General features: G+C 68.3%; 20 protein-coding genes. 11 read left to right on the top strand and 9 right to left on the bottom strand.

Annotation, left to right across the window (positions count from 1 at the left end; all coding sequences use genetic code 11):
- Positions 1-246, bottom strand: coding sequence for a metal-sensitive transcriptional regulator (locus ACPYIS_RS05710; protein WP_299019962.1), 246 nt, complete (start codon positions 244-246; stop codon positions 1-3).
- Between the two features lie 208 nt (positions 247-454).
- Between ACPYIS_RS05710 and icmF the strand changes: the two genes are divergently transcribed.
- A complete protein-coding gene (gene icmF, locus ACPYIS_RS05705) occupies positions 455-3,760 on the top strand; it encodes a fused isobutyryl-CoA mutase/GTPase IcmF (protein ID WP_424894968.1) in 3,306 nt (1,101 codons plus the stop codon).
- 23 nt (positions 3,761-3,783) lie between these two features.
- Here icmF and ACPYIS_RS05700 read toward each other — a convergent pair whose 3' ends face one another.
- The gene (locus ACPYIS_RS05700) at positions 3,784-4,422 is read right to left on the bottom strand and encodes a 5-formyltetrahydrofolate cyclo-ligase (RefSeq protein WP_299020187.1); all 639 of its coding nucleotides are present in this window, start codon (positions 4,420-4,422) and stop codon (positions 3,784-3,786) included.
- Positions 4,423-4,564: 142 nt separating this feature from the next.
- Here ACPYIS_RS05700 and ACPYIS_RS05695 point away from each other — a divergent pair, with 142 nt between their 5' ends.
- A complete protein-coding gene (locus ACPYIS_RS05695; protein WP_424859791.1) occupies positions 4,565-6,523 on the top strand; it encodes a transglycosylase SLT domain-containing protein in 1,959 nt (652 codons plus the stop codon).
- A 52-nt stretch (positions 6,524-6,575) separates the two neighbouring features.
- Positions 6,576-7,532, top strand: coding sequence for a complex I NDUFA9 subunit family protein (locus ACPYIS_RS05690; RefSeq protein ID WP_424859792.1), 957 nt, complete (start codon positions 6,576-6,578; stop codon positions 7,530-7,532).
- 51 nt (positions 7,533-7,583) lie between these two features.
- Here the strand turns inward: ACPYIS_RS05690 and ACPYIS_RS05685 are convergent, their stop codons facing one another.
- Together ACPYIS_RS05685 and ACPYIS_RS05680 are read right to left on the bottom strand one after the other, a co-directional pair.
- On the bottom strand, positions 7,584-8,873 hold the full coding sequence (locus ACPYIS_RS05685; RefSeq protein ID WP_424894969.1) for an OmpP1/FadL family transporter: 1,290 nt from the start codon (positions 8,871-8,873) through the stop codon (positions 7,584-7,586).
- 49 nt (positions 8,874-8,922) lie between these two features.
- The gene (locus ACPYIS_RS05680; protein WP_299019270.1) at positions 8,923-9,510 is read right to left on the bottom strand and encodes a DUF302 domain-containing protein; all 588 of its coding nucleotides are present in this window, start codon (positions 9,508-9,510) and stop codon (positions 8,923-8,925) included.
- Positions 9,511-9,735: 225 nt separating this feature from the next.
- Between ACPYIS_RS05680 and ACPYIS_RS05675 the strand changes: the two genes are divergently transcribed.
- From ACPYIS_RS05675 to ACPYIS_RS05665, 3 genes are read left to right on the top strand one after another with little or no spacing between them, the layout of a single operon-like run.
- Positions 9,736-10,068, top strand: coding sequence for a metal-sensitive transcriptional regulator (locus ACPYIS_RS05675; RefSeq protein ID WP_424859794.1), 333 nt, complete (start codon positions 9,736-9,738; stop codon positions 10,066-10,068).
- 7 nt (positions 10,069-10,075) lie between these two features.
- Positions 10,076-10,774: a glutathione S-transferase family protein gene (locus tag ACPYIS_RS05670; RefSeq protein ID WP_424894970.1), complete on the top strand. Its 699-nt coding sequence runs from the start codon at positions 10,076-10,078 to the stop codon at positions 10,772-10,774.
- Positions 10,775-10,797: 23 nt separating this feature from the next.
- Positions 10,798-12,108 (top strand): multifunctional CCA addition/repair protein, encoded by a 1,311-nt coding sequence (locus ACPYIS_RS05665; protein ID WP_424894971.1) that lies wholly within the window; start codon positions 10,798-10,800, stop codon positions 12,106-12,108.
- A 26-nt stretch (positions 12,109-12,134) separates the two neighbouring features.
- Here ACPYIS_RS05665 and trxC read toward each other — a convergent pair whose 3' ends face one another.
- The 3 genes from trxC to ACPYIS_RS05650 form a co-directional block, all read right to left on the bottom strand.
- A complete protein-coding gene (gene trxC / locus ACPYIS_RS05660) occupies positions 12,135-12,584 on the bottom strand; it encodes a thioredoxin TrxC (RefSeq protein WP_424859796.1) in 450 nt (149 codons plus the stop codon).
- Between the two features lie 115 nt (positions 12,585-12,699).
- A complete protein-coding gene (locus ACPYIS_RS05655; protein WP_299019261.1) occupies positions 12,700-12,894 on the bottom strand; it encodes a DUF2905 domain-containing protein in 195 nt (64 codons plus the stop codon).
- Between the two features lie 15 nt (positions 12,895-12,909).
- A complete protein-coding gene (locus tag ACPYIS_RS05650) occupies positions 12,910-14,040 on the bottom strand; it encodes a class I SAM-dependent methyltransferase (protein WP_424894972.1) in 1,131 nt (376 codons plus the stop codon).
- Positions 14,041-14,080: 40 nt separating this feature from the next.
- Between ACPYIS_RS05650 and ACPYIS_RS05645 the strand changes: the two genes are divergently transcribed.
- The 4 genes from ACPYIS_RS05645 to ACPYIS_RS05630 all read left to right on the top strand — a co-directional run bounded on the left by ACPYIS_RS05645 (position 14,081) and on the right by ACPYIS_RS05630 (position 16,977).
- Positions 14,081-14,911, top strand: a complete 831-nt coding sequence (locus ACPYIS_RS05645; RefSeq protein WP_299019259.1) for an SDR family oxidoreductase — start codon at positions 14,081-14,083, stop codon at positions 14,909-14,911.
- 18 nt (positions 14,912-14,929) lie between these two features.
- Positions 14,930-15,319 carry a dihydroneopterin aldolase gene (locus ACPYIS_RS05640; RefSeq protein ID WP_424894973.1) on the top strand — a complete coding sequence of 130 codons (390 nt, stop codon included), beginning with the start codon at positions 14,930-14,932 and terminating at the stop codon, positions 15,317-15,319.
- 73 nt (positions 15,320-15,392) lie between these two features.
- Positions 15,393-16,328, top strand: coding sequence for a tRNA 2-thiocytidine(32) synthetase TtcA (gene ttcA / locus ACPYIS_RS05635; RefSeq protein ID WP_424859800.1), 936 nt, complete (start codon positions 15,393-15,395; stop codon positions 16,326-16,328).
- Position 16,329: 1 nt separating this feature from the next.
- Positions 16,330-16,977: a hypothetical protein gene (locus ACPYIS_RS05630; RefSeq protein WP_424859801.1), complete on the top strand. Its 648-nt coding sequence runs from the start codon at positions 16,330-16,332 to the stop codon at positions 16,975-16,977.
- A 14-nt stretch (positions 16,978-16,991) separates the two neighbouring features.
- Here ACPYIS_RS05630 and ACPYIS_RS05625 read toward each other — a convergent pair whose 3' ends face one another.
- Positions 16,992-17,978, bottom strand: coding sequence for a chemotaxis protein (locus ACPYIS_RS05625; protein ID WP_425973964.1), 987 nt, complete (start codon positions 17,976-17,978; stop codon positions 16,992-16,994).
- A gap of 91 nt (positions 17,979-18,069) precedes the next feature.
- On the opposite strand from ACPYIS_RS05625, the gene ACPYIS_RS05620 reads away from it, so the two are divergent.
- Complete coding sequence (locus ACPYIS_RS05620) at positions 18,070-18,726, top strand: histidine phosphatase family protein (protein WP_424859803.1); 657 nt, start codon at positions 18,070-18,072, stop codon at positions 18,724-18,726.
- A gap of 19 nt (positions 18,727-18,745) precedes the next feature.
- Here ACPYIS_RS05620 and ruvB read toward each other — a convergent pair whose 3' ends face one another.
- Complete coding sequence (ruvB, locus tag ACPYIS_RS05615; protein WP_299021257.1) at positions 18,746-19,810, bottom strand: Holliday junction branch migration DNA helicase RuvB; 1,065 nt, start codon at positions 19,808-19,810, stop codon at positions 18,746-18,748.
- Position 19,811 lies beyond the last annotated feature (1 nt).

Genomic DNA, 19,811 nt, shown 5'->3' with positions numbered 1-19,811 from the left:
TTACGCAAAGCGCGACAGCAGCTCGGCCACGTCGTCGGGCGGTGTGTCACCCTGGGCCATGACGCAGCCCACCATCATGAAAAACGATTTGTCCAGCGCCTTGCGGGCAGCCGCCAACTGTTGCGTCACCTTCTCACAATCGGTATCGGCCTCGATCAGGCGCTGGATGCCGCGCAGCTGCCCTTCCACGCGCCGCAGGCGCAGCAACAGGGCCTTTTTTCGCTCGGGGTCGTGGACGGCGGTCATGACATGCCAAACATGGAAAGGTATATACCCCGTATGGTATGGCAAACGGTCCGGGCTGCCAAGACCCGCGCACGTGGCGATGCCCCTCCCGGACCGGGCCAACCCGGTTGGCGAGCCGCGCGGACTCGGGTAATATTGACGTTTACGTAAACGTCAAACACGAACGCCGTCGCGCGTGCCGCCGCCCAGCCACCCCGAGGAGACCTGCATGACCCAGTTGTCTGCCGACTATCAGGCCTTGGCCAACTACCGCCCAACGCACAAGGTGCGCTTCGTCACCGCCGCCAGCCTGTTCGACGGGCACGACGCGGCCATCAACATCATGCGCCGCATCCTGCAGAGCATGGGCGCGGAGGTGATCCACCTGGGCCACAACCGCTCGGTGGACGAGGTGGTGACCGCGGCATTGCAGGAAGACGCGCAGGGCATCGCCGTGAGCTCTTACCAGGGCGGGCACGTCGAATATTTCAAATACATGGTCGATCAGTTGCGCGCGCGCGGCGGCGAGCACGTGCTGGTCTTCGGCGGCGGCGGCGGCGTGATCGTGCCCAGCGAAATCCGCGAGCTGATGGACTATGGCGTGGCGCGCATCTACAGCCCCGAAGACGGCCAGCGCATGGGCCTGCAGGGCATGATCGGCGAGATGGTGATGCGCTGCGACCGCGACCTGTCGGTCTACGCGCCGACATCGCTGGAGGCCATCCGCGGCCACACGGACGCCGCCTGGCGCGCGCTGGCGCAGCTCATCACGGCGCTGGAAAGCGGCCAAGCCGACCCCGGCTTGCGCACGCAACTGCACGAAGCGGCAGCCAGCGCGCGCGTGCCGGTGCTGGGCATCACCGGTACGGGCGGAGCCGGTAAATCGAGCCTGACCGACGAGCTGATCCGGCGCCTGCGGCTGGACCAAGACGATGCGCTGCGCATTGCGGTCGTCAGCATCGACCCCAGCCGCCGCAAGAGTGGCGGCGCGCTGCTGGGCGACCGTATCCGCATGAACGCGATCGGCCCCTGGCAGCAAGGCGCACGTGTGTACATGCGCAGCCTGGCCACGCGCGAGGCGGGCAGCGAGATCTCGGCCGCGCTGCCCGACGTGGTGGCGGCGTGCAAGGTGGCGGGCTTTGACCTCGTCATCGTTGAGACTTCTGGCATCGGCCAGGGCGATGCCGCCATCGTGCCGCACGTGGACGTGCCGCTGTATGTGATGACGCCCGAGTTTGGTGCGGCCAGCCAGCTCGAGAAGATCGACATGCTCGACTTCGCCGAGTTCGTGGCGATCAACAAGTTCGACCGCAAGGGCGCGCTCGACGCGCTGCGCGACGTGGCCAAACAGGTGCAGCGCAATCGCGAAGCATGGGGCAAGCGGCCCGAGGAGATGCCGGTCTTCGGCACGATGGCGGCGCGCTTCAACGACGATGGCGTGACCGCCTTGTATCAGGCGCTGTTGCCGCGGCTGGCCGAGTTGGGCCTGACGCTGCCGCTGGGCGCGGACGGCGGCCGGCTGCCGCGCGTGAGCACGCGCCACAGCAGCCAGTTGCACGCGATCGTGCCGCCACAGCGCAGCCGCTACCTGGCCGAGATTGCCGACACCGTGCGCGCCTACAAACGCCGCGTGCGCCAGCAAGCCACGTTGGCGCGCGAGGTGCAGCAGTTGCGCGCCGCCGCCGCCATGCTCAGCGTCGACAAACCGCACCGCCCCAAGGCAGCCGAGGCGGCGCTCGATTTGGCCGCGCAGCGCGAACAGCGGCTCGACGCCGACGCGCGCAAGCTGCTGCAGCAGTGGCCCGACATGCAAAAGGCCTATGCGGGCGACGAGTACGTGGTCAAGATCCGCGACAAGGAGATCCGCACGCGACTGGTGCACACCACGCTGTCGGGCAACAAAATCCGCAAGGTGGCCCTGCCCAAGTACGAGGACCACGGCGAGCTGCTGCGGTGGCTGATGCTGGAAAACGTCCCCGGCTCCTTCCCCTACACCGCCGGGGTGTTCGCTTTCAAGCGCGAGGGCGAAGACCCGACGCGCATGTTCGCCGGTGAGGGCGACGCCTTTCGCACCAACCGGCGCTTCAAGCTGCTGTCGGAGGGCATGCCGGCCAAGCGGCTGTCCACCGCGTTCGATTCGGTCACGCTCTACGGCCACGACCCCGATCCGCGCCCAGACATCTACGGCAAGATCGGCAACTCCGGCGTGTCGATCGCCACGCTGGACGACATGAAGGTGCTGTATTCGGGCTTCGACCTGTGCGACCCGGCGACCTCGGTGTCGATGACCATCAACGGTCCCGCTCCGACGATCCTCGCGATGTTTTTCAACACCGCCATCGACCAGCAGATCGACAAATTCCGCGCCGACAACGGCCGCGAGCCGACCGACACCGAAATCGCCAAGATCCGCGAGTGGGTGTTGGCCAACGTGCGCGGCACGGTGCAGGCCGACATCCTCAAGGAAGACCAAGGCCAGAATACCTGCATCTTCAGCACCGAGTTCAGCCTGAAGGTGATGGGCGACATCCAGGAATATTTCGTCCACCACAACGTGCGCAATTTCTACTCGGTCTCGATCAGCGGCTACCACATCGCCGAGGCGGGCGCCAACCCGATCAGCCAGCTCGCCTTCACGCTCGCCAACGGCTTCACCTACGTGGAGTCGTATCTGGCGCGCGGCATGCACATCGACGACTTCGCGCCCAACCTGAGCTTTTTCTTCAGCAACGGCATGGACCCGGAGTACACCGTGCTGGGTCGGGTCGCGCGGCGCATTTGGGCCGTGGCCATGCGCGACAAGTACGGGGCCAACGAGCGCAGCCAAAAGCTGAAATACCACATCCAGACCAGCGGCCGCAGCCTGCACGCGCAAGAAATCGCCTTCAACGACATTCGCACCACGCTGCAGGCGCTGATTGCCATCTACGACAACTGCAACAGCCTGCACACCAACGCCTACGACGAAGCCATCACCACGCCGACCGAGGAGTCGGTGCGTCGGGCGATGGCGATTCAGCTCATCATCAACCGCGAGTGGGGCCTGGCCAAGAACGAAAACCCCAACCAGGGCGCCTTCATCATCGAAGAGCTGACCGAGCTGGTGGAAGAAGCGGTGCTCCAAGAGTTCGAGCGCATCGCCGAGCGCGGGGGCGTGCTGGGCGCGATGGAGACCGGCTACCAGCGCGGCAAAATCCAAGACGAGAGCATGCACTACGAGATGCTCAAGCACACCGGTGAGCTGCCCATCATCGGCGTCAACACTTTCCGTAACCCGCACGGCGATCCCATCCCCGAGGCGCTGGAGCTGGCGCGCTCGACCGAAGAAGAAAAGCAGTCGCAACTCGCGCGCCTGCGCGACTTCCACGCCCGCCACGCGCACGAAGCCCCGGCGATGCTGCAGCGCCTGAAAGACGCCGCGATCGACAACCGCAACGTGTTCGAGGTGCTGATGGACGCCGTGCGCTGCTGCTCGCTGGGGCAAATCACGCAAGCCTTGTTCGAGGTGGGGGGCCAGTACCGGCGCAACATGTGAGTGTGGCGCGCAGTTTTCGCGCCTCAATCGTCGGTCACGGGCCACGCCACGCCTTGCTCGGTCAGGATGGCGTCCAGCGGCACGTCGTGCGGCTCGGGCTGCAACCACGGCACGAAGCCGTGCGCATAGGCCAGCCCGACGGTAAACGGCCGCGGCTGCAGCGAGGCCAGTGTGCGGTCGTAAAAACCCCCGCCGTAGCCGAGCCGCGTACCGCCCGGCCCGTAGCCCACGCAGGGCACGAACAGCAGCGTGGGCTGCACCACCTCGGTATCCTTGGGCTTGGGGATGCCGTAGGCGTCCTCCTCCATCGGGCAGCCCGGGTACCAGACGTGAAAGCGCAGCGTGCGCGCCACCTTGTCGATGACCGGCAACCCGATGCGGCGGCGCTGCCGCGCGCGGGCGGCGTCGTCGACATCGGCCGCCTCCTGCCAGCGGTGCAGCGCGGGCAGCGGATCGAACTCCCCCTTGATCGGCCAGTACGCCCCCACCACCGTGTCGGTGCGACCCACCATCCACACCCGCATGACGCGCTGCAGCGCCTCGTTGCGCGCGAGTCGATCGGACAGTCGCAGCCGCTCGGCCACCAGACGCTGGCGCCACTGCTGCTTGCGCTGGGCAGCATCGGTGGGTTCCGACTGGCGTGAGGGGTCGATGTTGTCCATAATCGTGGGCATGGGTTCGTTTGTTGGACGCCTCAGGGCGCGTTCGTCGAGCACTGCCGTCTGGCGCACCATCAGGGCCGTGGCGGTCAGGGCGGCTGTCATCTTACCGCTGTGGGGCAGTGGCGCGTGGGTCGCGCCAGCCATGGCGCAGTCGGCGGCCGCGCAGCCGGTCGCCGTCGGCGACGGGGCCCCGCGCGCGGCCGCGGAGCGTGCGCTCGTCGAGATGCGCGCCGCCTTCCAAAAAGGCGATGCGCAACGGCTGGCGCAGCTGCTGCCCCTGGTGCAGGGCCACCCGCTGGAGCCGCTGGCGGCGTACTGGGCGTTGCGGGCGCGGCTGGACAGTGCCAGTGCGGACGAGATCCGCGCCTTTCTGCAGCGCTGGCGCGGCACCTACTGGGAAGACCGCCTGCGCAACGACTGGCTGTTGGTGCTGGGACGGCAACAGGACTGGGCCACGCTGCTGCAAGAGGCCATCGCGTTTCGCATGAACGACGACCCCGAGGTGCGCTGCTACACGGCGCTAGCGCGCGTCGAGACAGCCCGTGCCGCCCCGAGCGAGGTGGCCGCACTGGTGCGCGAGAACTGGCTGGCGCAGCGCACCGCAGCGCCGGGATGCGCCGCCGCCGCGCAACGGCTGATCCAGGCCGGTGCATTGCCGCGCGAGGTGGCCTGGCAGCGCGCACGGTTGGGTGTGGAGGCTGGGCGAATCGGTATCGCCACCCAGGCCGTCGGGCTGCTGGACCCGCAGTGGGTCGGGCTGGTCGATCGCGCCACCCAAAACCCCCAGCGCTACCTGGACGACAAAGTCACTGCGGTGCGCGATCGCACCAAGGAGATCGTCACCCTGGCCTTGATCCGCCTCGCGACGAAGGACCCAGTGGCAGCGGCACAGGCCGCCGACGATCTGCGCTGGCGTGCCCAGCTCACCCCTGAGGAACAGGCCTGGGTGTGGGGAGTGATCGGCAAACGCGCGGCATTGCGCCTGTCGGATGAGGCGGTGCGCTACTTCGCCCGTGCCAACGACGCGCTGCTGCCCGACGAGCTGCGCGCCTGGAAAGTGCGTGCCGCGCTGCGCGCGGGCGACTGGGGCATGGTGCGGCGCACCATCGAGCACATGAGCGAGGCGCAGCGCCGCGACCCCACCTGGACGTATTGGCTCGCGCGCGCCCTGCAAACCAGCCCACGCCCTGAGGACGCCGCGCAGGCCCGCGAGCTGTACGGGCGCATCGCGGGACTGGACGGCTTCTATGAAAAATTGGCGGCAGAAGCGCTGGGCCGCGACGTCGCGCTGCCGCCCGCCCCACCGCCGCCCACGCCGGCCGAGCGGGCGGCCATCCGCGCCCATGCGGGGCTGCAACGCGCGCTGCTCGCCATCGAGCTGGGCCTGCGCGCGGAGGGTGTGCGCGAGTGGAACTACGAAGTCGCCCTCCACACGCCGGGGGGGATGAGCGACCGCGAGCTGCTGGCCGCAGCCGAGTGGGCCTGCGAGCGCGGCGTCTGGGACCGGTGTATCAACACCAGCCTGCGCACGCGCGAGGTGGTCGATATCGCGCAGCGCTTTCCCATGCCGCTGCGCGAGTTGGTCGTGCCGCGTGCGCGCGAAATCGGGCTCGATCCGGCCTACGTCTATGGCCTGATCCGGCAGGAAAGCCGCTTCATCACCGACGCGCGCTCGCACGTTGGCGCCTCGGGGCTGATGCAGGTGATGCCCGCCACCGCGCGCTGGACCGCACGCAAGATCGGCCTGCGAGACTTCGAGCCGCACCAGATCACCGACCCCGACACCAACGTGCGCATCGGCACCGCGTATCTGAAGTTGGCGCTGGACGATTTCGAGGGCTCAATGGCGCTGGCCGCCGCCGCCTACAATGCGGGTCCAGGGCGCCCGCGCCAGTGGCGCCAGGGACCGGAGCTGGAGGCCTCGGTGTGGATCGAGAACATTCCGTTCGACGAAACACGCGACTATGTCAAGCGTGTGTTGTCCAACACCACGGTCTACGCTGCCATCCTGGAGCAGCGACCGCAGCGGCTGAGCAGCCGCTTGGGGCCCATCGGCCCCCGGCCGGCGACGGCACGCGCGCCCGATACCGACCTGCCGTGACGGCGCCGACGCGGCGACGACCACGGCCATGCCCCAGTGGAGCGATGACACCATGAAACACGTGCTGGTACTCGGCGGCACCGGCTTCGTTGGCCGCCACGTTTGCGAATGGCTCAACCGCGTGGGGGTGCGCGTCACCGTGCCGACGCGCCATGCCGAGCACGCCAAATCGATCCAGATGTTGCCGATGGTGGACGTGATCGTCGCCAACGTGCACGACGACCGCGAACTGGAGCGCCTGCTGCCGGGACACGACGCCGTCGTCAACCTGATCGCCATTCTGCACGGCAGTCGCCACCAGTTCGAGCAGGTGCACGTGGCGTTTCCTCAACGCCTGGCGCAAGCCATGTTGGCCGCCCAAATCCAGCGGCTTGTGCACGTCAGCGCACTGGGAGCCGACCCGCAAGGCCCGTCGCTGTACCAGCAGACCAAAGGGGCCGGTGAGGCCGCGCTGTGGTCGATGACCAGCGCGGGGCTGGCGCTGACCGTGCTGCGGCCCAGCGTCATTTTCGGGGCCGAGGATCGATTCCTGAACCTGTTTGCGCGGCTGCAACAAACCCTGCCCGTTGTGCCGCTGGCAGGCGCGCAGGCGCGCTTCCAACCCGTGTGGGTGGGCGATGTCGCCCACGCCATCGTCGAGTGCCTGCGCCGTGAGGACACCATCGGCAAGACGTTCGAATGCGTCGGCCCCGAAGTCTGGACGCTCGCGGATCTGGTGCGCTTGGCCGGACGGCTCAGCGGCCATCCGCGGCCGGTCATTCCGCTGCCGCGTGCGCTGGCGTACTTCCAGGCCCTGCTGATGGAGCTGTTGCCGGGCGAGCCGCTGCTGTCCAGGGACAACCTGCGCTCGATGGAAGTGGACAACGTCGCCACCGGCACGCGACCGACCCTGGCCGACCTTGGCATCACACCCAGCGCGGTGGAGCCGGTAGCGGCGCGCTACCTGGACCTGGACGGCCCGGCCGATCCGCTGATCCAGCTGCGCCGCCGCGCGCACCTACGACGCTGAAAAAAGAGCCGCCGCCCCGAGCGGACGGCGGCAAGCGGTTGCCCCCAGATATCAGAACTTGCGGCTGTACTGCACACCAAAGCCGTTTTGGTGCATGCCGATGCGCGTGCCTGTCGGGTTCACTCCCGGCGGGTTCGTCGAGAAGTCGACGCTCGGCCCCACCACGGTCTCGCGTCGGCCGTGCCAGAGCGCAAACGTCCACTCGGTCTGCTTGTCGGGCGTGTAGGTCGCACCAAACGTCACGTGCTCGCGGATCACGCCGGGCGCCAGAATGTTGAACATCGCATCCTGGGCGCGAATCGGATTGCCGCCCTTGTTGACGCCGGCACGCAGCGTCCAGCGCTCGTCCATTTGCCACTGCACCCCCAGCTTGACGATGCTGATGTCGCGCCAGCCGAAACCGGGACCGCTGGCCGCGCCCAGCGGCTGGCCTGCCATCACCTGTGACAGGCTGCCGTTGGCGATCGAGGGCACACCGCCGTAGCGGATGCGCGTCGCATCCAGCGCCAGCGTCCAGGCCGGCGTCAGCTGCAGCGCGACACCAACGCCGTAGTTGGCCGGGATGTCCAAATCGCCCGCCCCCGCGAACAAGCCGCGGTATTTGTCGAAGCGCCCCATGCGCACCCGCGGCGAGTAGGCGGCACCGACCGTGACCCGATCGCCCAGTTTGCCCATGTAGCCCACGCGCACGCCGATGCCGGTGCTGTTGTCCTTGCCGCGATTGGTCAGGTTGGCTGGATCGGACGACATCCCGGCAAACCCCTGTAGCCCATAGGCCTCGAAGCGCTGCCACACCAGCAACGGGGATACGCCCAGGGCATGCCCCTCCGCGACTTGGATCGCCAGCGTCGGCGCCACGATGATCTGCATCAGATCGACGCCGAGTTTGCCTGTGCCGCCCAATAGGTTCTGCCCGTTGGGAAAGGGCGCATACGACGTGTTCATGCCCCCGTTGCCATAGACGGTCAGGCCCACGGCCAATGTCTCGGACAGACGCGCGTTGTAGCCGAACTCCGGAATCAAAAAGGCGGTGCGGCCACTGTCCACCACGGGCGTCTGGCCCACGAACTGCGCGTCGCGGTATGGCCGGAAAATCTCGGCCCCCACGTCCATGCGGCTGCCTGCAAACAGCGCCGCGGCGGGGTTGTTGACCCCGGCAAATCCGTCGTGCGCCAGGGCGATCGACGCGCCACCCATGCCTTTGGCTTTCAGCCCGAATCCGTGCGGGAAGTAGCCATTGGTGGCCTGTGCCGCACCGGCGCACGCCAGCGCCACGGCGGCCAGGGTGATACGGGGAATGCGGCGTGCCGCGAGCGGCCGCCCTTCGGTTGCGTGATGCATGCGGTTCTCCTCTGTCTTTTTGGGTGGGATCGGATCTTGGCCCGTGTGCTCAGAATTCGCCCTTGGAAGCACGCTCCATCATGTCCCAGACGGCCTCGCGCACGCTCCAGGCCTCCTCCTTGAGCGGCGAGGGCAGTTTGCGGCCCATCTTGACCATCATGTCCATGTTGAGCGTGTACAGCCACAATCCGTCGGGGCGCTCGACCAGCGCGATGCGACACGGCATGTAAGCAGCCATGGCCGGACTGAAATCCGCCATGCGACGTGCGATGTTGGGGCTGCAGAACTGGTAGATCGTCAATACCGGCTCCTTCTTGCCGGAGCGGGCTTCCAGTTCCTTGGACAGCGGCAGCGTGCCGACGTCGCGCATATTGCGCTCCACCATCACGGTGCGCATGATCTCCTCGACGTCTGCCACACTCAGGCCGGGCTTGACCTTGCGCTCCCAGGTCGTCGCGACGGCGATGTCACCGCCGCCCTCGATCCAGCGGTCCCACATCTTCATCGCCTCCGCGCCCGCCCCGTCCTCGAGCTTGCCGATGGTGGCCACGGTGCCACAGCCACTGGTCAATCCCACGACAGCGACCATCGCCAGCGCCAGCCAGCTCTTGCGCCATCCTTCACGTGTCATCTTCATGCGTCCAACTCCTCCGCCCCGCAGGGCTTTGATATTTGTCAAGGCACGTGGAGATTAGCAAGGCAGACCGCGCAACGGCATCCGCATTTACCCTAGGGGGTAGGGTTTTGATCAAGGCCACCAAAGGCGCAAGCCGCGATGGGTGCGCCTCAATGGGCACACCACGCTGGGGGCCATGTTTTTTGGCACACTCGGGGCTTGCGTCCGACATCGAAGGATCACCCCATGAAAGCCTCCGCCCCCTCCGGCCACGACACCCGCCCCACTACTACCCATCCGACCGGGGCGCCGTCGTCGCGCTACCGCAGCGAGCACCAGCGCGATGTGGTCAACCGGCTCAAGCGCATCGAAGGCCAGGTGCGCGCGCTCATCGAGATGGTCGAATCCGGCCGCCCGTGCGAGGACGTCGCGCAGCAGATGTCGGCCGCGCGCAAGGCCATGGACAAAGCGTTCTTTCGCATGATGGCGTGCTCCGTGATGGAGTCCGTCGCCGTCTCGGACGACGACACGCTGCGCGAGGTCGAGCGCTCCACGCGCATCCTCGAAAAGTACGCCTGAGATTGCCATGCTACGGCTGATCATCGGTAACAAGAACTACTCGTCGTGGTCCATGCGGCCGTGGGTGCTGCTGCGCCAGGCGGGCATCCCGTTCGAGGAGGTGAAGCTGCGTTTCGACTCCTACGCCCCGGACTCGGCCTTCAAACGTGCGCTGCAGGGCTGGAGCCCGACGGGCAAGGTGCCCGTGCTGCTGGACCAGAGCGCGCCTGGCAGGCCGCTCATAATGTGGGACTCGCTGGCCATCGTCGAGTACGTAGCCGAGTGCTTTGCCGACCGCCTCCTGTGGCCAGCGGATCCGCGCAAGCGCGCCGTAGCCCGCAGCGTCTGCGCTGAAATGCACAGCGGCTTCGCTGCTCTACGCCGGGCCTGCCCGATGAACGTCGAAGCGCACCTGCCCGACACTGGCGCCCTGATCTGGCGCGACAACGCCGCCGTGCGCGCGGACGTCGCACGGCTGACGGTGATGTGGGAAGGGTTGCTCGCGCAGCACGGGGGGCCGTTGTTGTTCGGCGATTTCAGCGTGCCTGACGCCTATTACGCGCCGGTCTGCCTGCGCCTGCGTACCTATGCGCTGCCGATGTCGGCAACCGTGGCCGACTACGTGGAACGCGTGCTTACGCTGCCGAGTGTGCAGGAATGGGTGCGCGACGCGCTAGCCGAGCGAGACTTCTTGCCCGCCGAGGAGCCCTACCGGCTGCACCCCTGAAGCACCGCAGGTGTGTCGAACCCATGAACATCTACCTCGTCGGCGGCGCCGTGCGCGACGGTCTGCTGGGGCACTTCCACTTGGCACACCAGCGCCCCGACGGCACGGCGCACGCCGACCGCGACTGGGTCGTGGTTGGCGCCACGCCTGAGGCCATGGTCGCCGCCGGCTATGTGCCGGTCGGGCGGGACTTTCCGGTCTTTCTGCACCCGGTCACGCGCGAAGAGTACGCGCTGGCGCGCACCGAGCGCAAAACGGCACGCGGCTATCACGGCTTCGCTTTCTTTGCCGACCCCAGTGTGACGCTGGAGCAAGATCTGGCGCGCCGCGACCTGACTATCAACGCCATGGCGCTGCCCGCAGCGGCGCTGGACGCCGACGGGCGCTTCGACCCCAACGATCCGCGGCTGGTCGACCCTTATGGCGGCCGGCGCGACCTGCAGGCCAAAGTGCTGCGCCACGTCACCCCGGCGTTTGCCGAAGACCCGGTGCGCATCCTGCGCATGGCGCGTTTTGCCGCGCGCTGGCCTGATTTCCGTATCGCGCCCGAGACGATGGCGCTGATGCGCGACATGGTGGCGCACGGCGAGGTCGATCACCTGGTACCCGAGCGGGTGTGGCAAGAACTCTCGCGCGGGCTGATGGAACCACGCCCCTCGCGCATGCTGGCTGTGCTGCGCGAGACCGGCGCACTGCGCGTCCTGCTGCCCGAAGTGGACCGCCTATGGGGCGTGCCGCAACGTGCGGACTACCACCCCGAGGTCGACACCGGCGTGCACCTAGAAATGGTGCTGGACATGAGCGCGCGCCTGAACGCGCCGCTGGCCACGCGCTACGCCTGCCTGTGCCACGACCTGGGCAAGGGGACGACACCGCCCGAGATCCTGCCGCGCCACCTGGGACACGAGGAGCGCAGCGTGCGGCTGCTGCGCCAGGTCAGCGAGCGCTGGCGCGTGCCGCGCGACTGCCGCGAACTGGCCGAGGTGGTGGCGCGCGAGCACGGCCACATCCACCGCAGCGACGCGTTGGGGGCCGCCGCCATCCTGCGCTTGCTGCAGCGCTGCGATGCCCTGCGCCGGCCCGAGCGCTTTGAGCAGGTATTGCTAGCCTGCGAATGCGACGCGCGCGGCCGCCTGCACCACGAAGACCGGCCCTACCCCCAGGCGGCACGGCTGCGCCGCGCGCTGCAGGCCGCACTGGCGGTGGACACCGCCGCGCTCGCCCAGCAGGAGCAGGCCCGTCATCCCAGCGCGCACGATCTGGGGCTGCGCATCGGGGCCGCGATCGAACACGCGCGCCAGCGCGCCATCGCCGACGCGCTGCGCGGCGACTGACCGCGGACCGAGCCTGGCGCGTGCCGTCAGCGCGCCTGCGCCAACGCCGCCTGCACCCAGCGCACGATGTCGGCCTGCCCCATCGCGCCGGGCTGGCGGGCCACCTCGCGTCCGCCGACGAAGAGCGCCAGCGTCGGGATGCTGCGAATACCGAAATGCGCCGCCAGCGCCGGCTCGGCCTCGGTGTTGACCTTGGCCAGCCGCACGTGGGGTTCGAGCTGGCGCGCGGCCGCCTCGAACGCCGGCGCCATCATGCGGCACGGCCCGCACCACGGCGCCCAAAAGTCGACCAGCACCGGGATCTGGCTGCGCCCGACGTGGCGCTCGAAGGCCGCCGCGTCGAGCTCGACCGGGTGGCCGTCGAACAACGGCCGGTGGCAGCGACCGCAGTCGGGCGCTTGGTTCAACTGGTCGGCGCGCACGCGATTGGTGGTGTGGCAATGGGGGCAGACGATGTGCAATGGTTCGGCGGACATGCGGGGGCTCCTGGTGACAACGATAGCCCGCACATGGGGCCGAAATCCGCGGTTTCAAGTCATACCCCTCTGGGTACCGAATCGACGCCCCGTGCCGACGGCCAGTGCCGCACCCTCAGATCCAGCGCGCGATCGCCGCCGCCAGCAGACTGAGCAACACCGTGCTGGCCAGCGGAATGTCCCACTCGCGCCCGAAGAGCCGGAAATGGAGGTCACCCGGCAAGCGCCCAAAGCCCAGACGCCGCAGCCAGGGCGTAAGCCAACTGAAGATCAGCAGCGCCAGACAAACGACGATCAACCAGCGAATCATCGGTACGCTCCGCCGTCACAACGTGTGCGTACGGTCGCCCTGGGCGAACCCGATCGGCACCCAACCGCGGCTGCTCGCGGGCGGCGCCAGACCGATGACTTTGAACAACTCGCCCATCTCGTGCTCGTGCACCAGCTTGAGCACCGCGGCGCGCTCGGCCAGCGGCGCGTCGTCCAGCCCGTCGAGCACGCCCGCGTTGAGCAAAAAGCGGCCTTGGCTGGTGTAGCCCAGCACCTCCACCCCGGCTTGTTGCGCCGCCAGCGCCACCCCCGTGAAATTGACGTGCGCCGTGATGTCCTTGGCGCCCACGTCGGTCAGCGGGTCGGCGTCGGCCCGGTGGGCGCGGTGGCACATCAGCGTGCCCCCGGCGCGCTGCGGATGGTAGTACTCGTGCTCGGGGAAGCCATAGTCGATGAAAAACGCCGCGCCGCGGCGCAAACGCTCGCCCACGGTGCGCACGAACGCCTCCGCCTGGGGGTGGATCTCGGTCACATAGTCGTGCGTGCCCGCGATCGCCAGCGGCGGCCGCCGGTCGGTCGGCCGATCCACCCACACGAAGCGCGCCTGTTGCGCATCCCACGCCACCCCGCGCTCGTGCCAAACGCCCCCCCGCCGGTGTAGCAACGTCACCGGCATGGCGTCGAGCACTTCGTTGCCGATCAGCACGCCCTCCAGCGCATCTGGCAAGCGCTCGTGCCATGTCACACGCCCGCTCCATGGCGCCAGACATTCGGCCTGCCGCGCGCGCAGCGCGCCCGAGACCTCGACGATGTGGTAGGCCACGCGCGCGCCCCCGCTGTCCGCGGGGGCCAGCGCATCGAGCGCCGCGAGTATCTGAGCCGCCAACGCCCCCGTGCCGGCGCCGAACTCCCACACCGCATGGGTGCCGGTTTCGGCCAGCGCCTGCGCCACCTGCCGCGCCAGCGTCGCGCCAAAGCGGGGGCTGAGCACGGGCGCGGTCACGAAGTCGCTGCCATCGGCCGGGGTGGCGCCAAAGATACGCGCACCGCGCGCATAGTAGCCCTGCCCCGGCGCGTACAGCGCCAACGCCATGAAGCGCTCGAACGGCAGCCAGCCGCCGGTCTCCCGCAGGGCGTGCTGCACCGCCGGCATGGCCGGCCCTGGATCTGGGGCTGCGACTTGCATGGCATGATTGTGCCTTGCCCAACCCCTGACTCACTCGACCATGACGACCGACCCGCCGCCATCGGAGCCCCTGCCTTGCCCCCGTGTGGTGCTGGTCACGGGGGCCGCCCGGCGCTTGGGCCGCGCCATCGCGCTGGCCCTGGCGCGCGCCGGTTGGGACGTGGCGGTGCACTACCGCGGCTCGGCCACTGAGGCCGAGCAGACGGTGCAGGACTGCCGCGCGCTGGGCGTGCGCGCACACGCTTTCGCGGCCGACCTGGCGGACGAGGCGGCCTGCCGCGCGCTGGTCCCCGCCGTGGTGGCGCAGTTCGGCGGGTTGCTCGCGGTGGTCAACTCGGCATCGCGCTTCTCGTATGACGATGCGTTGGGCGCCAGCCCTGCCACCATGCGTGACCACTGGCTGCCCAACACGGCCGCGCCGGTGCTGCTGGCGCAGGGTCTGTATGCCCATGTCCAATCCCGCTTGGCGCTCGCCGAAAGCGAGGACGAGCGCCAAGCGTGGCGTGCGCGCGCTTGCGTGGTCAACCTGCTCGACCAAAAACTCTGGAACCCGAACCCAGACTTCTTCAGCTACACGCTGTCCAAAGCCGCACTGCGCGCCGCCACCGAGCTGCTGGCACTGGCACTGGCGCCATGGGTGCGCGTGGTGGGCGTGGCGCCCGGGCTGACGCTGACCAGCGAGACCCTGCTGGGAGACGCGTTCGAGCGCCTGCATCGGCAGGCCCCGCTGGGGCGCTCGTCCACCCCGCAAGACGTGGCCGAGACCGTGCGTTTCGCGCTGGAGAATCGCTCGCTCACCGGCACCCATCTGCTCGTCGATGGCGGGCAGCACCTGTGGCGCTTCGAGCGCGACTTCTCGTGCATGGGCTGAGCGCCGCGGACGTCGAACATGGTCAACGCTGCTGCCCCCACCCACAAGATCGGCCGTCAGGTGCTGACGCTGACGGGCCTGCGCTTTCATGCCAACCTGGGCATCCTGGACCATGAGCGCCAAGGCCCGCAGCCCATCGAGGTGGATGCCGAGATCAACCAGGGCTTGCAGCCGCTGCAGCCGCACGACGACGACATCCGCCACGTGCTCGACTACCGCAAGGTGCGCCAGATCATCATCGACGAGTGCACCGCCGAGCACATCAACCTGCTGGAGACGCTGGTGGGCAAGCTGGCGCTGCGCCTGATGCAGCTGCCGGGCGTGATCGGCGTGCGCGTGCGCATCGCCAAGCTCGAGATCTTCGACGACTGCGAGGTCGCCATCCGCATGGAATGCGGCCAGTGGTAGGCAGGGCGGCCCCGTTTGCGGGACAATCCCAGGCTTGTCGCGGCCTGCCGCATCCGACCGCACCGGACCCCCCATGGACGAGGCTTTTGAAAACCGCAAGCTGGAAAAACGCCTGTGCCGCCTGGTCGGCCAGGCCATCGACGACTACCGCATGATCGAGGACGGCGACCGTGTCATGGTGTGCCTCTCGGGCGGCAAGGACAGCTACTCGCTGCTGGACATCCTGATGCGGCTGCAACGCCGCGCCCCGGCGCGCTTCGAGCTGATCGCGGTCAACCTCGATCAGAAGCAGCCGGGCTTTCCCGCCGACGTGCTGCCGGCCTACCTGCGCCAGCTCGGGGTGCGGTTCCACATCGAAACGCAGGATACGTACTCCATCGTCAAGAAGGTCATCCCCGAAGGCAAGACGATGTGCAGCCTGTGCAGTCGGCTGCGGCGCGGGATCCTGTACCGCGTGGCGCGCGAGCTGGGGGCCACCAAGATCGCGTTGGGGCACCACCGGGATGACATTCTGCAGACGTTGCTGCTCAACATGTTCTTTGGCGCCAAGCTCAAGGGCATGCCACCCAAGCTGGTCAGCGACAACGGCGAGCATGTCGTTATCCGTCCCCTGGCCTACGTACCCGAAAAGGACCTGATCCGCTGGGCGCAGGTGCGGCAGTTCCCCATCATCCCGTGCAACCTGTGCGGCAGCCAGCAGCACCTGCAGCGCAAACAGGTGGGCGACCTGCTGCGCGAGTGGGACAAACGCTTCCCTGGCCGCGTCGACAACATGCTCAAGGCGCTGCAGCACGTCGTGCCCAGCCACCTGATGGACCGCACGCTGTACGACTTCGCGGGGGTGCGCGCCAGCGGCCGCCCGCAAGCCGATGGCGACATCGCCTTCGACGACGAGCCTTTGCCGACCGAGGGCATGGCCGCCCCGGCGGACGATGACGAGACACCGGCCGCCAGTGACGCGGTAGCGCGTCCGCCACGGCCTGTGTTTGCCCTGCTGCCGGAGGATTGACATGCGACGCGGGCTACGCACGTGGCGTTTCATCGCCCTGCTGATCGGGGCGGCGTGGTTGGCCGGCTGCGCCACCCCGCTGCGGCTGGAACACGAGGTGCGCAGCCAGGCCGCGTGGAACGGTGGCGTCCGCCCGGCCGCGGGGGACCGTTATGTATTCGAGCGGCTGCCGTCGCAGCGCAGCGGCGATGCGGCGCGCGAGCAAGAGGCGATCGAAGCGCTGGCCGCAGCCGAGTTGGCCCGCCTGGGTCTGCAGCGCGCCGAGACGGCCAGTGGTGGCGCCCCCAGCGCGGTGCCCTGGGGGGTGCAGATCGTGGCGCGCTCGGTCAAGTATCCCTATGCACCGTGGGACGCCCCCGAGCCCCGCCCGGGCTGGGCCCCGTATGGGCAGGTGATGGTCGGCCGCGGCGTGGTCAGCAGCATCGGCCTGCACTGGACGCTGCGCCCGCCCTACTACGTGCGCGAGTTGACACTGACACTGCGCGACCGCCGCAGCGGCGACGTGGTGTATGAAACCCGGGCCGTGCAAGATGGTCCGCGGTCGGACGCACCAACCCTGTGGCGGGCGCTGCTGCAGGCAGCACTCGATGGATTTCCGGAGCCGCCGTCGAGCCCGCGTCGCGTGGTGGTCGAGTCCCCGCACCCCTGACCACCACTGCGGCGTCAGGCCGCGACGGCCTGCGCCTTGGCCAACACACTGCGCAAGGTGCTAGCCAGCTCTTTCGCCGCAAACTTGGCCACGTACGCATCGGCCCCAGCGCGCTGCACGTGCTGCTCGTTGGTATCCCCGGTCAGCGAGGAATGGATGACCACTGGAATGGCGCGCAGCGCGGGATCGGCCTTGATCTGGCGCGTGAGCGTGAAGCCGTCCATGTCAGGCATCTCCAGGTCGCTGAGCACCACCGCCACGCGGTCGGTGACCGGTATGCCTTGCGCCTTGCAGTCGGCGGCCATTTCCTGCAGCACCTTCCACGCTTCCTGCCCGTTTTTGGTCATCACGAACGGCAAATTCAGCGCCTTGAGCTCCGACTCGATCATGCTGCGCGCCACGAACGAGTCGTCGGCCGCCAACACCACCGCGCCCGGCTTGAGCCGCAGGGCCGACCCCACATCCTCCTTCTTGATTTCCAGCGCTTCGCTGGGCATGACGCGCTGCAGGATCGACTCCACGTCCAGAATCTGCACCAGCTTGACGCCGCCTTGCCCATCGTCGAGGCGCGCGATGCTGGTGACCAGCCCACGCGCGACCGACGCGGTGTGGTCGGCGGGCAAAATCTTGCCCCAGTCCAGGCGCACGATGTCTTCTACCGACTCGGCGGCAAACGCCTGCGTGGAGCGGGCAAATTCGGTCACCAGCATGAGGTTCAGGCCCGTCTCGGGCGTGCAGCCGATGACGGCAGGCAGGTCGATCACGGGAATCACCTGCCCGCGCAGGTTGACCATGCCCAGCACATGCTGGGGTGCCCCCGCCATGGCGGTCAGCGGCGGCATGGCCACGATCTCGCGCACCTTGAAGACGTTGATACCAAACAGCTCGGACTGCTGGGCGCCGGGCGAGCGCCCAAGGCGAAACAACAGCATCTCGAACTTGTTGGAGCCAGTCAGATTGGTGCGCTCGTCGACTTCTTTTTGAAACGCGGTGCTGCTCATGGATGGGCCTTGCGAGGTTGGGGGCCGGGGCCACTCGGGGCGGGCTGTTACCATTCTAGGCACTTCTTTCCCTTTCCCGCAAGGCAACCCGATGCAGATGACGCGGATTCTGGCCATCCGTCATGGTGAGACCGCCTGGAACCGTGATGCGCGCATCCAAGGCCAGATCGACATCCCACTCAACGATGTGGGGCACTGGCAAGCCGAGCGCACCGCCGAGGCGCTGGCGCACGAGGCGCTGCAAGCGGTCTATGCCAGCGACCTCCGCCGCGCCCACCAGACGGCGGCCGCGGTCGCGCGCCGCCACGGCTTACCGGTGCAGACCCACCCGGGCCTGCGCGAACGCCATTTCGGCGCCTTCCAAGGCCGCACGTGGGCCGAACTGGAGCAGGCCCACCCCGACGTCGTGCGCGCCTGGAAAGCCCGCGACCCCGACTTCGCCCCTCCGGGCGGTGAATCACTGCGGGACTTGCGTCAGCGCGTGGAGACGACGTTTGCCGAGCTGGCGGCGCGCCACCTCGGCGGTCAGATCGTGGTCGTGGCCCACGGCGGGGTGCTCGACATCTTGTACCGGGCCGCCGCACGCGTCGACCTGCAGGCGCCGCGTGCCTGGGCCATGGGCAACGCCGCCATCCACCGCGTGCTGTGGACCGCGGACAGTGGCTTTGCGCTGTTGTCGTGGGGCGATACGCGCCACCTGGAAGAGGCCGACGAAGCCGGCCCGCGCGACGAGTCCGCGTCGGCATGACGCCGACCGCCGCATCACCCTACCCCGCGTCGGCGAACAGCCCGCCCGCGGCCGCCGGCGGCTGCAGCCCCAGATGGCGATACGCGGCCAAGGTGGCGCAGCGGCCACGCGGCGTGCGCTGCAAGTAGCCTTGCTGGATCAGATAGGGCTCGATCACGTCCTCGATCGTGCCCGGCTCCTCGCCGATGCTGGCGGCGATGTTGTCCAGCCCGACTGGGCCGCCGTCGAACTTGTGGATCACTGCCTCCAGCAGCTTGCGGTCCATCAGGTCGAAGCCCAGCGGGTCCACGTCCAGCATGGCCAACGCACGGTTGGCCATCTCCTGCGTGATGGTGCCGCTGCCCTTGACCTGGGCGTAGTCGCGCACCCGCCGCAGCAACCGGTTGGCGATGCGCGGCGTGCCGCGCGAGCGGCGCGCGATCTCGAAGGCACCCTCGGGCTCGATCGGCGCACCCAGCAGCCCCGCCGAGCGCGTCACGATGCGCGTGAGTTCCTCGGCCGAATAAAACTCCAGCCGCGCCACGATGCCGAAGCGATCGCGCAGCGGGTTGGTCAACATGCCCGCGCGCGTGGTGGCCCCCACCAGCGTAAAAGGCTGCAGATCCAGCTTGATCGAGCGCGCCGCCGGCCCCTCGCCGATCATGATGTCGATCTGGTAGTCCTCCAGCGCCGGATACAGAATCTCCTCGACCACGGGACTCAGCCGATGGATTTCGTCGATGAACAACACATCGTTGGGCTCCAAGGCCGTCAGCAGAGCCGCCAAGTCCTTGGGCTTTTCCAGCACGGGGCCACTCGTCTGGCGCAGATTGACGCCCATCTCGTACGCGATGATGTGCGACAGCGTCGTCTTGCCCAGCCCGGGCGGGCCGAACAGCAGCACGTGGTCCAGCGCTTCGCCGCGCTTCTTGGCCGCGCCGATGAAGATTTCGAGCTGCTCGCGCACCTTGGTCTGGCCCACGTACTCGTCCAAGCCCTTAGGGCGCAACGCGCGCTCCAGGGCCTCCTCGCGGCCTGACTCCGGCGCGGCCGACACCAGCCGCGACCGCGGGCTGGGCGCAAAATCGTCGGTCTCGATCGTCACG

Source organism: Tepidimonas sp. HKU78, from assembly GCF_049860815.1.
In the GTDB taxonomy this organism is placed as follows: Bacteria; Pseudomonadota; Gammaproteobacteria; order Burkholderiales; family Burkholderiaceae_C; genus Tepidimonas.
This window is presented reverse-complemented; position numbering and strand designations above follow the sequence as displayed.

Bases quoted from the DNA above. Each gene is read 5' to 3' on its own strand.
- ACPYIS_RS05620 (WP_424859803.1), top strand. From the start codon at position 18,070: ATGCAGATGACGCGGATTCTGGCCATCCGTCATGGTGAGACCGCCTGG.
- ttcA (WP_424859800.1), top strand. From the start codon at position 15,393: ATGGACGAGGCTTTTGAAAACCGCAAGCTGGAAAAACGCCTGTGCCGC.
- ACPYIS_RS05640 (WP_424894973.1), top strand. From the start codon at position 14,930: ATGGTCAACGCTGCTGCCCCCACCCACAAGATCGGCCGTCAGGTGCTG.
- ACPYIS_RS05650 (WP_424894972.1), bottom strand. From the start codon at position 14,040: ATGCAAGTCGCAGCCCCAGATCCAGGGCCGGCCATGCCGGCGGTGCAG.
- ACPYIS_RS05710 (WP_299019962.1), bottom strand. From the start codon at position 246: ATGACCGCCGTCCACGACCCCGAGCGAAAAAAGGCCCTGTTGCTGCGC.
- icmF (WP_424894968.1), top strand. From the start codon at position 455: ATGACCCAGTTGTCTGCCGACTATCAGGCCTTGGCCAACTACCGCCCA.
- ACPYIS_RS05690 (WP_424859792.1), top strand. From the start codon at position 6,576: ATGAAACACGTGCTGGTACTCGGCGGCACCGGCTTCGTTGGCCGCCAC.
- ACPYIS_RS05670 (WP_424894970.1), top strand. From the start codon at position 10,076: ATGCTACGGCTGATCATCGGTAACAAGAACTACTCGTCGTGGTCCATG.
- ACPYIS_RS05700 (WP_299020187.1), bottom strand. From the start codon at position 4,422: ATGGACAACATCGACCCCTCACGCCAGTCGGAACCCACCGATGCTGCC.
- ACPYIS_RS05645 (WP_299019259.1), top strand. From the start codon at position 14,081: ATGACGACCGACCCGCCGCCATCGGAGCCCCTGCCTTGCCCCCGTGTG.
- ACPYIS_RS05680 (WP_299019270.1), bottom strand. From the start codon at position 9,510: ATGAAGATGACACGTGAAGGATGGCGCAAGAGCTGGCTGGCGCTGGCG.
- ACPYIS_RS05655 (WP_299019261.1), bottom strand. From the start codon at position 12,894: ATGATTCGCTGGTTGATCGTCGTTTGTCTGGCGCTGCTGATCTTCAGT.
- ACPYIS_RS05675 (WP_424859794.1), top strand. From the start codon at position 9,736: ATGAAAGCCTCCGCCCCCTCCGGCCACGACACCCGCCCCACTACTACC.
- ACPYIS_RS05665 (WP_424894971.1), top strand. From the start codon at position 10,798: ATGAACATCTACCTCGTCGGCGGCGCCGTGCGCGACGGTCTGCTGGGG.
- ACPYIS_RS05625 (WP_425973964.1), bottom strand. From the start codon at position 17,978: ATGAGCAGCACCGCGTTTCAAAAAGAAGTCGACGAGCGCACCAATCTG.
- trxC (WP_424859796.1), bottom strand. From the start codon at position 12,584: ATGTCCGCCGAACCATTGCACATCGTCTGCCCCCATTGCCACACCACC.
- ACPYIS_RS05695 (WP_424859791.1), top strand. From the start codon at position 4,565: ATGGCGCAGTCGGCGGCCGCGCAGCCGGTCGCCGTCGGCGACGGGGCC.
- ACPYIS_RS05630 (WP_424859801.1), top strand. From the start codon at position 16,330: ATGCGACGCGGGCTACGCACGTGGCGTTTCATCGCCCTGCTGATCGGG.
- ACPYIS_RS05685 (WP_424894969.1), bottom strand. From the start codon at position 8,873: ATGCATCACGCAACCGAAGGGCGGCCGCTCGCGGCACGCCGCATTCCC.